The organism is Methanoculleus formosensis, from assembly GCF_025384765.1.
GTDB lineage: Archaea > Halobacteriota > Methanomicrobia > Methanomicrobiales > Methanoculleaceae > Methanoculleus > Methanoculleus formosensis.
Genome location: NZ_VHLL01000009.1, coordinates 1 through 14047, shown reverse-complemented (window position 1 = coordinate 14047; position 14047 = coordinate 1). Strand labels below are relative to the sequence as shown.

The 14047-nt window shown below is 63.1% G+C and carries 14 protein-coding genes; 8 read left to right on the top strand and 6 right to left on the bottom strand.

The window, feature by feature from the left end; all coding sequences use genetic code 11:
• Window position 1: 1 nt before the first annotated feature.
• Window positions 2-1036 carry a 6-phosphofructokinase gene (locus FKB36_RS11760; RefSeq protein WP_261598272.1) on the bottom strand — a complete coding sequence of 345 codons (1035 nt, stop codon included), beginning with the start codon at window positions 1034-1036 and terminating at the stop codon, window positions 2-4.
• 1 nt (window position 1037) lies between these two features.
• Window positions 1038-1961, bottom strand: coding sequence for an aldolase (locus FKB36_RS11755; RefSeq protein ID WP_261598271.1), 924 nt, complete (start codon window positions 1959-1961; stop codon window positions 1038-1040).
• Window positions 1962-2216: 255 nt separating this feature from the next.
• Between FKB36_RS11755 and FKB36_RS11750 the strand changes: the two genes are divergently transcribed.
• Genes FKB36_RS11750 through FKB36_RS11740 form a run of 3 tightly spaced genes read left to right on the top strand, consistent with a single transcriptional unit; the run spans window position 2217 to window position 4348 of the window.
• Window positions 2217-2894 carry an amino acid ABC transporter permease gene (locus FKB36_RS11750; protein WP_261598270.1) on the top strand — a complete coding sequence of 226 codons (678 nt, stop codon included), beginning with the start codon at window positions 2217-2219 and terminating at the stop codon, window positions 2892-2894.
• A gap of 3 nt (window positions 2895-2897) precedes the next feature.
• Complete coding sequence (locus FKB36_RS11745) at window positions 2898-3653, top strand: amino acid ABC transporter ATP-binding protein (RefSeq protein WP_261598269.1); 756 nt, start codon at window positions 2898-2900, stop codon at window positions 3651-3653.
• A gap of 8 nt (window positions 3654-3661) precedes the next feature.
• Entirely contained in the window at window positions 3662-4348 is a 687-nt protein-coding gene (locus FKB36_RS11740; RefSeq protein WP_261598268.1) for an amino acid ABC transporter permease, read from the top strand.
• 602 nt (window positions 4349-4950) lie between these two features.
• Here the strand turns inward: FKB36_RS11740 and FKB36_RS11735 are convergent.
• Entirely contained in the window at window positions 4951-6003 is a 1053-nt protein-coding gene (locus FKB36_RS11735; protein ID WP_261598319.1) for a DMT family transporter, read from the bottom strand.
• Window positions 6004-6153: 150 nt separating this feature from the next.
• Entirely contained in the window at window positions 6154-6927 is a 774-nt protein-coding gene (locus FKB36_RS11730; RefSeq protein WP_261598267.1) for an ABC transporter substrate-binding protein, read from the bottom strand.
• 267 nt (window positions 6928-7194) lie between these two features.
• Here FKB36_RS11730 and FKB36_RS11725 point away from each other — a divergent pair, with 267 nt between their 5' ends.
• The 3 genes from FKB36_RS11725 to FKB36_RS11715 all read left to right on the top strand — a co-directional run bounded on the left by FKB36_RS11725 (window position 7195) and on the right by FKB36_RS11715 (window position 8989).
• Complete coding sequence (locus FKB36_RS11725; protein WP_261598266.1) at window positions 7195-7449, top strand: DUF2795 domain-containing protein; 255 nt, start codon at window positions 7195-7197, stop codon at window positions 7447-7449.
• Between the two features lie 444 nt (window positions 7450-7893).
• Window positions 7894-8139 (top strand): DUF2795 domain-containing protein, encoded by a 246-nt coding sequence (locus FKB36_RS11720; RefSeq protein ID WP_261598265.1) that lies wholly within the window; start codon window positions 7894-7896, stop codon window positions 8137-8139.
• Window positions 8140-8269: 130 nt separating this feature from the next.
• The gene (locus tag FKB36_RS11715; protein ID WP_261598264.1) at window positions 8270-8989 is read left to right on the top strand and encodes a glycerophosphodiester phosphodiesterase; all 720 of its coding nucleotides are present in this window, start codon (window positions 8270-8272) and stop codon (window positions 8987-8989) included.
• Here FKB36_RS11715 and FKB36_RS11710 read toward each other — a convergent pair.
• Window positions 8961-9659, bottom strand: a complete 699-nt coding sequence (locus FKB36_RS11710; RefSeq protein WP_261598263.1) for an alpha/beta hydrolase family protein — start codon at window positions 9657-9659, stop codon at window positions 8961-8963. The genes FKB36_RS11715 and FKB36_RS11710 overlap by 29 nt on opposite strands.
• Window positions 9660-9815: 156 nt before the next feature.
• On the opposite strand from FKB36_RS11710, the gene FKB36_RS11705 reads away from it, so the two are divergent.
• Entirely contained in the window at window positions 9816-10862 is a 1047-nt protein-coding gene (locus tag FKB36_RS11705; protein ID WP_261598262.1) for a S1C family serine protease, read from the top strand.
• Between the two features lie 11 nt (window positions 10863-10873).
• Here FKB36_RS11705 and FKB36_RS11700 read toward each other — a convergent pair whose 3' ends face one another.
• Window positions 10874-11461, bottom strand: coding sequence for a nitroreductase family protein (locus FKB36_RS11700; protein ID WP_261598261.1), 588 nt, complete (start codon window positions 11459-11461; stop codon window positions 10874-10876).
• A gap of 383 nt (window positions 11462-11844) precedes the next feature.
• Between FKB36_RS11700 and FKB36_RS11695 the strand changes: the two genes are divergently transcribed.
• On the top strand, window positions 11845-13593 hold the full coding sequence (locus tag FKB36_RS11695) for a PAS domain-containing protein (protein ID WP_261598260.1): 1749 nt from the start codon (window positions 11845-11847) through the stop codon (window positions 13591-13593).
• The last annotated feature ends 454 nt before the right edge of the window (window positions 13594-14047 follow it).

The window sequence follows — 14047 nt, the reverse complement described above, 5'->3', positions numbered from 1 at the left end:
CTCACCCCCCGTAGAAGATGCTCGCGATCTTGTAGAGATCCATATCCACCGTCTTGAGGTTCGCCACCGCCTCCTCGAGCGGGACCGCGACGATATCGTCCCCCCGGAGCGCGACCATCTTCCCGAAGTCCTTGTCCCTGATGAGATCCGCCGCCGCCACCCCGAACCGGGTCGCGAGCACCCGATCGCGCGCCGTCGGCGAACCGCCGCGCTGGACGTGGCCGAGGACCGTCACCCGCACCTCCATATCGAGCCTCTTCTCGAGTTCGTCGCGCAGGTAGTTCCCGACACCACCGAGGGTGACATGGCCGAACTCATCCGTCCGGGCCGACTGCGCGATCGCCTCCACCATCCCCTTCGGCTGGGCGCCCTCGGCGACCACGACGATGCTGAACTTCTTCCCCCGCTCGTAGCGCACCCGGAGATGGTGAGTGACCTCGTCAAGGTCGAACGGGATCTCCGGGATCAGGATCTCGTCGGCTCCGCCCGCGATCCCGGCCATGGTCGCGATCCACCCGGCATACCGCCCCATCACCTCCACCACCATGATCCGGTGATGCGACTCCGCCGTCGTGTGGAGCCGATCGATCGCCTCGGTGACGATGGAGACCGCGGTGTCGAATCCGAATGTGTAGTCGGTCGCGGCGACGTCGTTGTCGATGGTCTTCGGGACCCCCACCACCGGGATGCCCAGCTGGGATAGTTTGTTCGCGACGCCGAGGGTATCCTCGCCCCCGATCGCAACGATCGCGTCGAGCCCGAACTTCCTGATGTTGTCGCGCAGCCGCTGGAGATCGGCCTCGTTCTTGAAGGGGTTCGTCCGTGACGTCCCGAGGATCGTCCCGCCCTTCGGGAGGATACCCGTCACCGAATAATCCGTGAGCGGCTCGACGTTCCCGGCCACGAGCCCGAGCCACCCGTCCCGGATCCCGATCGCGTCGAACCCGTGCTTCGCCCCCGTCCGCACGACCGCCCGGATGACCGCGTTCAGGCCGGGGCAGTCTCCTCCCCCGGTGAGGATACCGACCGTCGTCATCCTAGCACCTGCCTCCCGTGCAGATCCGGTTCGCCTCCTCCACGCTCGCATCGTCGAGGGTGATCGCCGATATCGCGTTGCAGAACCGGACGGCCTCCTCGAGCGGCCGCTGGTGAATGTTTCTCCCCGTCGCGTTCCCGACCGTGCCGCCGATGTGGATCTGGTCGTGGAGCTGCTGCAGGAACTCCTGCATATCGACATGCGACCCGCCCGCACAGACGACGCCCGTCCTGCCGCCGGCCGCCACCGCCTCCTGGAGCAGGGCGGCGTCGACCGTTCCGTCCTTCTTCGGCGGGTTCACCTTCACGAAATCGCTCCCGAGGGTCGCCGCGACGCCCGCCGCCCCCGCAACCAGGTGCGGGTCGCGTTCGTCCTTGACCGCCTTGCCCCGGGGATATATCCAGAGCACGGTGATAAGGCCGTTCGCATGCGCGTTGCTGACGATCTGCGCGGCCTGGTAGAGCATCATCGGCTCGTACTCGCTCCCGAGGTAGATCGTGTAACCGACGCCGAGGATGATTAGCCCCGTCCGGTCGCGGAGGTCGACGACCTGCCGGACGAGATGGAGTTCCGAACTGAGCGGATCGCGCTGGGCGGTCTTGACCAGGTGGGTCTTCGAGTTTAGCTTGACGAGATACGGCACATCCCGGTAATCATCGCCGTAACGGGCGATCATTCCGAGTTGCGTCGCAAAGACCCCTATCCTCGCCCGGCTCGCGATCCGGAAGAGGTGTTCGGGATCGGCGTCGTCGGGGTGGATGCCTTCGCCGTAGAAATCGTCGTTGAGGTGCTCGATCTTCTGATCACCGGCAAAGAGCATCAGCCTCCCGGTACCGTGCGTGATTGTCCGGTAATTCTCCCGGTACCTCTCCTGCTCCTCGGAGGGCACATCAAGAGGGATCCTGACATCGTGTGCAGGTGGCATACCCCTCCTTCCCCCTCCCCTAGATACTTAAGTCTTGCTGGAACCCCGATGAGCGTGCCGTAGAGAGCGTTTGCAGCGGATACGATCGAATCCACCTTCTGAGATAAGGACCTCCCGTTCCGGCGAGCGGTCGTCCCGCTCGATTGAGGGGGATTTGGCAACGTTTATTTTGATATCCGTCAGATTCATGCATAGAGTATCGGCACCGCTCTCCCGGCCGGAGAAGGTGCCGCACAAGACTTCAGGGATTGCTCCATGGACATTCTACCGATTCTCATCGACTGGTCGCCGTATATCCTTTCAGGCGTCGCCTCTACCCTCGGCCTTGTCCTCACCGCCCTCGGCCTCGGGATCCTTCTCGGCCTCCCTATGGCGCTCGGCCAGGTCTACGGGGCGTGGCCGGTTCGGGCGGTCGTCGGGGTCTACGTCTGGTTCTTCAGGGGTCTCCCCATCCTCGTCCTGCTCTTCCTCTTCTGGTTCGGCATATTCCCGGCGATCGGGCTCGGCCATCTCTCGGCGTTCGTCGTCGGGGCGGTCGTGCTGGGCCTCCGTGGGGCGGCATACCAGTCCCAGATCTTCCGGGGGGCCATCCAGTCGGTCGGCGAAGGACAGATGATCGCAGCGCGGTCTCTCGGGATGAGCAAGTTTACCGCCATTCAATCGGTCATCCTTCCCCAGGCGATGCGGATAGCACTCCCGGGATGGTCGAACGAGTACCCCAACATCCTGACCGATTCAGCGGTCTGCTACGCGATCGGGGTCGTGGAGCTGCTCACCATCACGTCCCGGATCGTCACGCAGACCCACATGACGATGCCGGTCTACCTCGTTGCGGCGGGGATCTTCATCATCTTGAACTACGGGGGCCTCAAATTCCTGCACGGCCTGGAGAAGAGAGTCGCAATCCCTGGATTTGGAACCGGAGCGACGTAGAACATGAACGACAACGACATTGTGCTGAGAGTCGAGGATATCCACAAGTCCTTCGGGGGCATCGAGGTGCTGCGCGGGGTCTCTTTCGACGTCCGCCGCGGCGAGACGAAGGTCTTCATCGGCCCCTCGGGGACCGGGAAGAGCACGCTTCTGCGGTGTATCAACCAGCTGACGCCGCCCGACCGCGGGAGGGTCTGGCTCGACGGGGAGGAGGTCACGAACTCCGGAGCCCGGATCAACCACTTCCGGCAGAAGATCGGGATGGTCTTCCAGAACTTCTTCCTCTTCGACCACCTCACGGCAGTAAAGAACGTCGAACTGGCACTCCTGAAGGTCAGGGGCATGAGCAAAGCGGAGGCGCGCGAAAAGGCGCTCACCGAACTCCGGCAGGTCGGGATGGAGGACTGGGCCGAACACTACCCGGCGGAACTTTCGGGCGGCCAGGCACAGCGGGTCTCCATCGCACGGGCGCTTGCCATGGATCCGGACGTTATCCTCTTCGACGAACCGACCTCTGCGCTCGACCCCGAACTGACGAGGGAGGTGCTCGAGGTCATGAAGAAACTGGCCAAGAACGGGATGACGATGCTCGTCGTCACCCACGAGATGGGGTTTGCCTGCTCGGTTGCAAATGAGGTCCTCTTCATGGAGAACGGTGTGGTTGCCGAGCAGGGGTCGCCCGACCTGCTCCTGAACGACCCGCGGTTCACCCGGATGAAGGACTTCATCGGCCGGATCGATTCCCGGATGAGTGACTGAGGAGCGGCATGGACCAGGCAGTATTCCTCTTTGATATTCTCCTCCCGGCGCTGATGCAGGGGCTGGTGATAACCCTGCAGCTGATCGCGTGCTCTGCTCCGTTCGGCCTCGCGCTCGGCATCGCCGTTGCGGTGGGAAGGCAGTACGGCCACCCCGCCATATCCTGGCTCTGCAGGACGTATGTCTTCCTCATCAAGGGTACGCCGCTCCTCCTCCTTCTCTTCATCCTCTACTTCGGGCTCCCGTCGGTGGGGATAACCCTCACGGCGTTCATGGCATCCATACTCGGGTTCATCCTCTGCAACGGGGCGTACAACGCCGAATACATCCGGGGCGCGCTGATATCGATCAAGGAAGGCCAGATGGTCGCGGCGAGGTCGCTCGGGATGACCCGGTGGCAGGCGATCAGAAGCGTCATCCTGCCGCAGGCGCTCCGCCGGGCGATACCGGGGCTCTCGAACGAGTTCATCTACCTGATCAAGTACTCGTCGCTCGCCTACATGATCACGGTCATCGAACTCTCCGGGGCGGGGAAGCTGGTGGCAACGAAGTACTTCACGTACACGGAGTCGTTTGCGGCTGTCGGCATCGTCTACCTTGTGCTGGTCTCGATCACGACGATTGCGGTCAATATCCTTGAGAAACGGGTGGCGGTTCCCGGGACCGTCCGGGCAACGCCCTCGGCCCAGTTGTAACTTTTTGAAGGCGCAGGTTCGTTGGAGCCGATTGCCGGCAGGACACAGTACTTCGCTAAAATGGCTGAGGTAGTTTTCAAGAGGTCAAACCATTGTCTTTCCTGAGTCCGGTCTCCGGGTGCTGCCAACTCCTCGTTACCGTATTGTACGAGGCCGCATTGCTCAGTGTCGGGTGCCGAAATTAGGGCTCTGTTGAAACCCTATTCTGATCTTCATCCTAACCCTGATGAGGCTGGTGCCGGACTAGGCCTGTCCCTGGGACGACCTTTCTTCTCGGGCATGTCCTCATACAGTGGACCGTGGTGGCTATCGCCATTGGGGGTGGGGCTGACGGGGAGGGGGTCTCCCCCTCCCCTGTCTCGCGCGAAAATCCGCATGCCTCATCGACCCCACCCCACCCGGCCTCCGGCCTCCTCCCCCGCCCTAAGGGCGGGGGCAGTCATGGCGATACCGGGTGGAAAGCCGTGCCCCTGAGTACCCCCTGATTGTGGCCATCTGGAACAAGCAGGTGGGGTTTCAACAAAGCCGAAATTAGTGAATTACCGGGACAGGACTCCGCCCCCTTTCTTTACTCCAATCTCACACCGCCGGGCGCCATATGCTCACTCGCGTCCACCCCCGCCCTGACGCCGGTGCAGGTGCCGGTGGTGGATGTCGGGCTGGTGCGGGTGCTCGTGGGCGAGCTCGGCATGGGCGTGCACGTGGGAGTGTTCCCCGGCCGCCGGGAGCGGCGGGTCGCCGGCCTCGTGGCCGTGATTGTGGTGCAGGTCGTCGTGGCGGTGGCGGTGCTCATGGACGACGCCCGGGTGCCGGTGGGGATGGGAGTGCTCCTCGGAGACCATCAGCCAGGCCCCGACGGCCATGACGGGCAGCGCGACGTAGAAGGCGCCCGCCGGAAGTTCGGCGAAGAGCAGGAGCGAGAAGAGGACGCCGAAGAACGGGGAGACGGCAAGGAGCGAGCCTGCCCGGGCTGCACCGATGCCCCGGAGGGCGAGGAGGAAGAAGATGCTCGTCAACCCCCCGTAGCAGAGGAATCCGACGAGCATGGCGGCACCGGCAGCGGCCGGGCCCGGGAGGTGTTCCCCGGTGGCGAGCGCGATGAGAAGCACGACGGTGCCGGCCCCAAGCCCCTTGATGGAGATGACGAGGAGAGGATCCTTTGCCGAGAGCCGCTGCCCCAGGTTGTTGTCGACCGCCCAGAAGAGGCAGGTGAGCAGGATGCCGAGCGCCGGGAGGGAGAGGCCGAGTCCGCCTGCCGGGTTCCAGGTGAGGATGAGGCACGACGCGGTGATGCACCCGAGCGCAGCCCAGACGCGGCGGCCCACCCACTCACCAACGACAACCGCGGCGATCAGTGTCGTCGCAACGGCCTCGAAGTTCAGGAGGAGGGCTGCCGTCGCCGCCGGTGTTCCCGGGAGGCTGTATACCAGGGTGACCGGCGCGAGAAGCCCTCCAAAGAGCGTCACGCCGATGAGCCAGGGGATGTCGTTCCTCCCGGGCGGTGCCTCGATCTGGCTCCTCCGGGTACCCGCCGCCGTTCCGGCGAGGGAGAAGAGCAGGGCGCCGGAACCACTCCCGAGCGAGACGAGCGCAGCGAGAGCGAGCGGCCCGATCTCACCGAGGAGAAGTTTCGTGAACGGGGCGCTTCCCCCGATCAGGATCGCTGTCGCCAGTGCACAGAGGACGGGTGTCCGGTAATGCGCCAGGGTGGATCTGGTCTCTATGGCGGCGGGTCTGCGCGGGTACAGGGGAGGTGCCTCCGAAAGGGGTAAGTATCGTAAAAAGGGGGGACGACTCGTCCCCGGTTACTTCAGGTTGTGCTTCTCTTTGAGCTCTTCCCAGTAGGGATCAGCCTGCAGTTCCGCAATACCCTCGTTCATGAACTCGAGGAGCGCGGTGTCCTCCTTTCTGATGGCGACGCCGAACTGCTCCTGCTCCTGCGTCTCGACGGAGCCGATGGTCTTGACCGGCTTGTCCTTGATGATATCCTGGATGGAGACGTCGTCATACATGACCGCGTCGATCCTGCCGATCTCGAGGTCGCTGACGGCGGCCGGTGTGTCGGGGTAGTATTTCAGGTTGTCTTTGGGCATCTTCTCGTTCCCGACCAGATTCTCCTCGATCCAGAGGGCTGCGGTGCATCCCCGCTGCACTCCGATGATCGCCTTTCCGGCAAGGACATCATCAAGCGTCACGTTCGAGTCCTCACGGGCTACGACGTCCTGGTTGACCGACCAGTAGGGGTTGCTGAAGTTGACCTTCTCCTGCCGCTCGGGGGTGATCGACATCCCGGCATAGACCATATCGATCTTCCCTGCCTGGAGGGTCGGGATGATGGCGTCCCAGTCGACTGCCATGAACGTCACCGTGACGCCCTTTTTCTCGGCGATCCACCTCATGGAGTCGACGTCGAATCCCTGGGCGTTGCCGTCCTTGTCGACATAGCTGAAGGGAGGATACGCGCCGTCGATGCCGACGACGTAGTCCGGTTCGGTGGTCGTGCCGGTGCACCCTGCACCAGCGACTGCCAGCACCGTAACGATACCGACGAGCAGTATAAGAATGCCATGCGTTCTCATGAAAATGGGTTAGTCAGGTAAGGACAATGAACCTTTTGATATGGCCCTGCCGGAGAGCCGGTTCTTTCGGCTGCCTGTTCCGGAACCTTCTCAATCGTAAAAATCCTGTCGTGTGTGAGCCCCCAGGGATCACCTCGGGGTTCTCGCCCCCCCGGCTGATAGGGGACAATTCTTCACCCTTCATTGCGGTGACGATAGGTATTTATGATACTATACCTCTGGTGGGGTCGCTCCCGTGAGGGAACTAGAGATCGGATGGTGAGAATTATGAGAGGTACACAGGAATCCGGCATGAGCGGGCAGTCCAAAGTTGCCGGGACCATACGGGAACTCGACCCGCAGATCATCGAGGTGAGCACCTCGGGAGTAAACTTCCCCGCATCGAAGAACGACCTCATTAGCCGTGCGAAGGGAACCGAGGTACCCCAGATCGTTCTTGACGCACTGAACCAGTTTGAAGACAGGCAGTACAATGATCCGGAAGATGTGAAGTCCGAGTTCCTTAAAATTCAGCAGAAGTAACCTATTCTCGACAGGTGCCGGAGACGGTACCTGCCGCCCTTTTGCCTGGACCTGTATAGCCCCTGGATTCCGGATGGATGAGGTCATCCCAAAAAGATCTCCGAACCCCCGGCATACCCCGATCGGAGCCCTTAATTCTCAGGTATCCGCCATCTGAGCCACATCCTGAGCCAGGGGGGTGAAACGGCTTTCCACTGGATATCGCCACTCGGGGGAGGGTCCGGGAGGGGGACACCCCCTCCCGGTAACAGCGTTTTGGGATAACTTCGATGTCCCACGAAAGAGAAGTCAGGTTGCCCCGGGGTTCCCGGAACTCGGTGTCCTAGCGGGTGCAGGGCAAGCCTTGCTGCTGCGGCATGAACGACAGGTATTTATTCGGCCTTAGCCACCGGAGGCCGTCTCCTTGAAGGGAGCGCGAACACAGTGGTGAGAGGTATGAAAGGTATGAAAGAGTCTACCACGAGCGGGATGTCAAAAGTTGCCGGACCACTGCAGGAGGTCGACCCGCGGGAGATCGAGATGATCATGTCCCGGATCAACTTCCCTGCATCAAAGAGCGATCTTATCACCCGGGTGCAGGATAGCGGAGCATCGCAGGGTGTCCTCGATACGGTGAACCTGTTTCAGGAACGAAATTACAAAAGCATGGACGATATCCGATCCGAACTGAAGAGGATCCGACAGAGATAACCATTTTCAGATGGGTGTCTGCCGGCCCTGCTTTACAGGGCGGCGGCCCGCACCGAAGGTCCGGTCCGCCGCCTGGCATCCTGGCCTATCAACCAGCAACCTATTCAAATTCCCGGGTGTATGCCGTGGCATGCTGATCATCGGACACCGGGGAGCGAGGGCGCTCGGGCCGGAGAACACCCTGAGCGCTCTCCGAAAGGGTATGGCGTGCGCCGATCTCGTCGAGGTCGACCTGCGCCTCACACGGGACGGTATTCCTGTTGCGATCCACGACGCGACCGTCGACCGGACGACGAATGGGGTCGGGCCGGTCAAGGGGTATACCGTCGAAGACCTGGCCGGACTGGACGCCGGCGAGGGCGAGAGGATTCCTGCGCTCCAGGAGATTCTCGGCCTCGTCCATAGTAAAACGGGGCTTGTCGTGGAGATCAAGGAGCCCGGAATGGAGGCGATCGTCGTCTCGGCACTCATGGAGATGATGCCGGAGCGACTCTTCCTCGTCTCGTTCCACCCTGGAAGCGTTGCGACGATGAAGAATCTCCTGCCCGGGGCGCAAGCGGGCCTCGTCTACTCCGAAGCGACCGGCGATCCCATAGCGCTCGCCCGCTCGGTGCAGGCCGGTCTCCTCCTTCCGAGATGGGATCGGGTCTCGCACGAACTGGTCGAGCGGGCGCACGCGGCCGGGCTGCTCGTCGTTCCCTGGGTTTTGAACACGGAGGACGATATCCGCGAAGCACTCCGGCTCAGCATCGATGGGTTCTCGAGCGACGATCCCTGTGCAGCCCGGAGGTATCTTGAAGGGCTGGCCGCGGAGCTCCCGGTCAGACCAGCGTCCCCGGGAGGTGCTTAAGGAGCCACGCCTTCACCTCGACGTAGAGGCTTTCGGCTGTCTCGTCGAGGGTGTGCCCCGCCCCTTCGTAGACGATCAGCCGTTTGGGTTCGCCGGCGCGCCGGTAGACCTCCTCCGCGGAGGTATGGGAGAGAACCGGATCTCGGTCCCCGTGCACCAGGAGGATCGCGGCACGGCCGGCGAGGGCGGCGACCGGTTCGGTCCCGGCAGACTGGGTCGCGACGGCGACGACGACCCTGACCGCCGGGACGTTCGCCGCTGCCTGGATCGCCACCGCTCCCCCGAGCGAGTGCCCGACGACCCCGGCGGCCGTGACACCCCGGCTTTCGAGGTAGCGCAGCCCGAGGACAGTGTCGAAGACCGATTCCACGAGGTCGGTCGGGTGCCGGTACTGCACCCGGAGCGCACTGATCCGGTGGTTTGGGAGATCCTGTGCCAGCCGCGGGTAGAGTCCCCGTGCCGGGGTGTCGAACCCGCCTCCGGTTCCGCCGACCATGACGACGCCGACCCTGGTCCCCTGCGCTTCGTAGTAGCGGCAGACGGTCGTCCCCCGGTCGGTCTCGATCTCCACGGTGTCGTAGGCCTCGCCGGCCTGCGGTGTTCGCCTGATATCCGTAGGGCGCACGTCGACTCTCGCACCCTCCACTTCTATTGCAATCGTTCCGGGCATGGGGGGCAATAGATGCCGGGGCTATTTGGCCTTTGCGGCAGGGAGGTCACCCGCATGCCCGGGAGAGAGCGATCCGGCGCAACCAGGATAGTGTTCGTAGACCCGTGCGGAAAGTACATTACTATTTGTTACGAATTATAAATGGCGATGGATAAAATGAAGCCCAGTCTCTTCCGGCATATCGGAGATTCTTCTCAGAGATCCGTTTCAGAAAGACACGCTGCAAGCCCCGATTCGGAGGAGTCCGATGCTGACCTCCTCGACGCCTACTCCCGCGCCGTCGTCCGGGTCGTCGAAACCGTGAGCCCCGCGGTCGTGAGCGTGGTCGTGGGGACGAACTCTCCCGGGTGGCGCGGCGAGCAGGTAGGAGCAGGCTCGGGCGTGGCCGTGTCGCCGGAGGGCTACATCCTGACCAACAATCATGTGGTACAGGGGGCGGGAAGGATCGAGGTTCGCACGGCCGACGGAACCACTCTTCCCGCACGCCTGGTCGGGGCCGACCCGGCGACCGACCTCGCCGTGCTCCGCGCCGATGCCGGGGATCTCGCCTACGCCTCATTCGGCGACTCCGGGGCGCTCGCGGTCGGGCAGCTCGCGATAGCCATCGGCAACCCGCTTGGTTTCGACTCGACCGTCTCGACAGGGGTCCTGAGTGCTCTCGGGAGGGCGTTCAGGAGCCGGGACGGCCGCCTGATCGAGAAGATCATCCAGCACACCGCTCCCCTGAACCCCGGGAACTCCGGCGGCCCGCTGGTAGACTCCCGTGGCCGGGTCATCGGGATCAACACGGCCATCATCCCGATGGCTCAGGGCATCTGCTTCGCGGTCCCCTCAAACACCGCCTCGTGGGTTCTCCCGCAGCTGGTCGCCGACGGCAGGGTGCGGCGCGGTTACCTCGGTATTTCCGGCCAGTCGCAGCCGCTCCCGCAGCACCTCGTCGCGGCGCTCGGCCTCTCCGCGAACCAGGCGGTCGAGGTCGTCTCGGTGAACCGGGCGAGCCCCGCCGGGCGGGCCGGAATCAGGCCGGGCGACCTGATCGTCGCGATCAACGATACTCCTGTAGTCTGCGTCGACGATTTGCACCGGTTCCTCGCCGCCTGGCCTATCGCGGAACCCGCTACCCTCGCGGTAGTCCGGAACCGGCGGCGGATCATGCTCGCGATCATCCCTGCGGAAGCGGTCGCGTGCCCCGCCTCCGGGTGAAGGAGGTACGGTCAGGGGACCCAGTCTATCCGGGGCTCCCGGCGCACCGGTTTCGGTGAGAGGGGTCCGGGATAACCGAAGATCAGCGGGGCCACGATCTGGTGGTCGTCCGGAACCTTCAGCGCCGCGAGGAGGTCGGGTCTCTCCTGGACGAGAGCCGCCGAACCGATCCAGCAACTGCCGATCCCGAGCGCCCAGGCGGCAAGCATCATGTTCTCCGCGCAGAGCGCGCAGTCGAGGAAGCTCGATACGGCCTCCCGGGCGCCGAGAACCAGGACCAGCACCGGGGCGTTGTAGAAGATACTGAACACGGGGGTTTTGAGCGCCGCGAGAAACTCTTCTGTCCCCGCTCCGCCCTCCTCTCCGATCCTCTCGATGAGGATCGGTTTGCAGTAATCGGACACCTGCTGTATCAGGGCCCGATCCTTCACGATCACGAATCGCCAGGGCTGAAGCCCGAGGGCGGTCGGGGCCTGGATGCCCGCAGCGATGATCGCCCTCAGGCCCTCTTCCGGAACGTCCCGGTCGGTATAGTTCCTGACGCTCCGGCGCTCCCGGATCACGGAGAAGATCTCGATGGACTCGGCACCCGTCATCATGAACTCCGGCTATGGCCTGCCGGCGATATTTATACCTTGAGGTTGTCCCAAAATCTCTTTGCCGGGAGGGGGACACCCCCTCCCGATCCCTCCCCCGAGTGGCGATACCCGACGGGAAGCCGTTTCACCCTCCTTGCCCAGGATAGAGAACAAAGGGTAGAAACCTCAGAGGTGGGTGTTCCGACCGGGGTGTAAGGAACGTTCAAGATCTTTTTCGGGATGACCTCCCGGCCTCTCGCCTGCTTCCCCGGTAACCCGGAGATCTCGCTGAACCGTCCAGGAGGTCGAAAGAGCCCGGATTTCACCCGATAACAGGATCGTAATTATTTTAAAGTCCCCGGAGCACAACCACTACAGCGACTGCATCTCGATGCCGGTGGGTTATGGCGGACTCGCACCTGGACCGGGCACCCTTTCACCATGCGGTGCTCAACGCTCTCGAAGATGGACTTCTTGTGGTAGGCGACGACCGGAAGGTCTGGTGGTACAACCCCGCCCTCGCACGGACTCTCGGTATCCGGCAGGAAGATGCCATCGGTATGGAGCTCGACTCTCTCCTCGAAACATACCTCCTGCCGATGATCGAAGAGGACGACTCCGTGCGGCTGCTCCGCCGCGCCCTTGAGAACGGCGCGGACCTGCCTCCTCTTCTCTGCCGCGCCCGGACCCCCGACGATGCCCGGCGCTGGATCTCGATATCCAGCAGACGGACTTTCGCCGCGACCGGGCAGCGGCTCATCAAGATCCGGGACGCCACTGCGGATCTGGATGCGTATCACTTCAGGGCCGCGCTCGAGGGATCCCCGGTGGTCGTCTTCGTGCAGGATGCAGACCTGCGGTACATCTGGTCGTACAACCAGCAGTTGGGGTCCACGGACGCGTCCATCATCGGTATGCGCGAAGAGGATGCTTTTCCCGAGAACGCCGATCATCTTATCGCGCTGAAGCGGCGGGTTCTTGAGACGGGAGAGAGCCTACGGACTGCGGTGACGTTCACCATCGCAGGCAAGCGGCGTGTCCGCGACCTGACACTCAAGCCGTTTCGTGATGCGGACGGGACGATCGTCGGCGTTGCCGGGACAGCCTTCGACGTGACCGAGCAGAACCGGGTGGAGGAGGCGCTCCGGGAGAAGACGTACGAACTGAAGGAACGGATGGACGAACTCCGGTGCCTCTACACCGTCGCGCACCTCGTCGAGACGCCCGGAATGACGCTCGAGAAACTCCTGCAGGCGGTTGCCGATACCCTCCCCATGGGATGGCAGTACCCGGAGAGTACCGGGGTACGGATCACCGTCGACGGCCGGGATTACTACCGGGGCGGTCCGGTGGACTCCCCCTGGATGCAGAAGAGCCTGATCGCCGTCCACGGCGAAGAGGTCGGTGAGGTCGAGGTGCGGTACCTCGGCGAGGTCCCGCAGGGCAGTGAGGGGCCGTTCCTGCCGGAAGAGCAGATGCTGCTCGACTCTATCACGAAGCGGATCGGCCGGATCATCGAGCGGTTGCAGGTGGAAGCGGCGCTCGAGGAGAGCGAGGAGAAGTTCAGGGGGATTGCCCAGCGGAGTTTCGACCTCATCGTCACGTCGTACCGGGACGGCGGACTGAACTACATCTCGCCGGCGATGGAGCGGATACTCGGGTACTCTCCCGAAGAGATGGTGGGAACCGATTGGGAGGACTACATCCTCCCGACAAGCCTTCTGGCCTGGAAAGAGGGGCGACGGAGAGTTCTCCGGGGCGAGCAGGTCGAGAGGCTCCAGATCGAGGTCCGGCGAAAGAACGGGGAGACCGCCATACTGGAACTGAACGAGTCGCCGATCGTCGAGAAGAAGACAGTTGTGGGGTTCCAGGTGATCGGCAGGGACATCTCCGAGCGGATCTTGCACGAGCGGCTCCGTGAGCAGGCGTTTGATATGACCGAACGGAACATCGCTCAGTTCGCCGTCCTGGCCGACCACGTCCGCCACCCGCTCCAGGTGATCATGGGTGCCGCGGATCTCCTCGACGACGAAGCGGTCGCGGAGAAACTCCGGGAGCAGGTCCGGCGGATCAACGTGCAGATCCACGAACTCGACCGGGAATGGATGGAGTCGCGGAAGATCCGGGAGTTCTTGAAGCGCTACGAACTCTGAAGGATTGCTGCGGCCTCAGGGTTGTTTTATAGGATCGTAATGGGCATTTTTGTTTTATAGGATCGTAATGGGCATTTCACCGTATCAGGTGGATCCCGGTGCAGAACGCCGCCTCACGCGAAGAGCGCGAAGCCGCGAAGTCCGGGGAATTATTTCGCCCTCCTCCGCACCTTGACAGTGCTCATGCTCCGGGCGTTCGCACCTAACGGTGCTCACGCTCCTGCCCCCGCACCTCCAGTGCCCAAACTCCTGTCCTATGGACAGTCGCATTCCGGAGGAACGTCGCACCTTCAGCCATTCGCGTTCCATCCATCGCTCTTCCCGGCTTCGCAAAGAAAGGCACGCTACTCCCTGAGGCGCTCGCCGCAATCCGGGAGGCCGTGCCGGGGGTGCAGGAGAAGAGAAGGCGGGGGCGGCGGCGGTGAATGGGTTTTCCCGGGAATGCCGTCCTGTT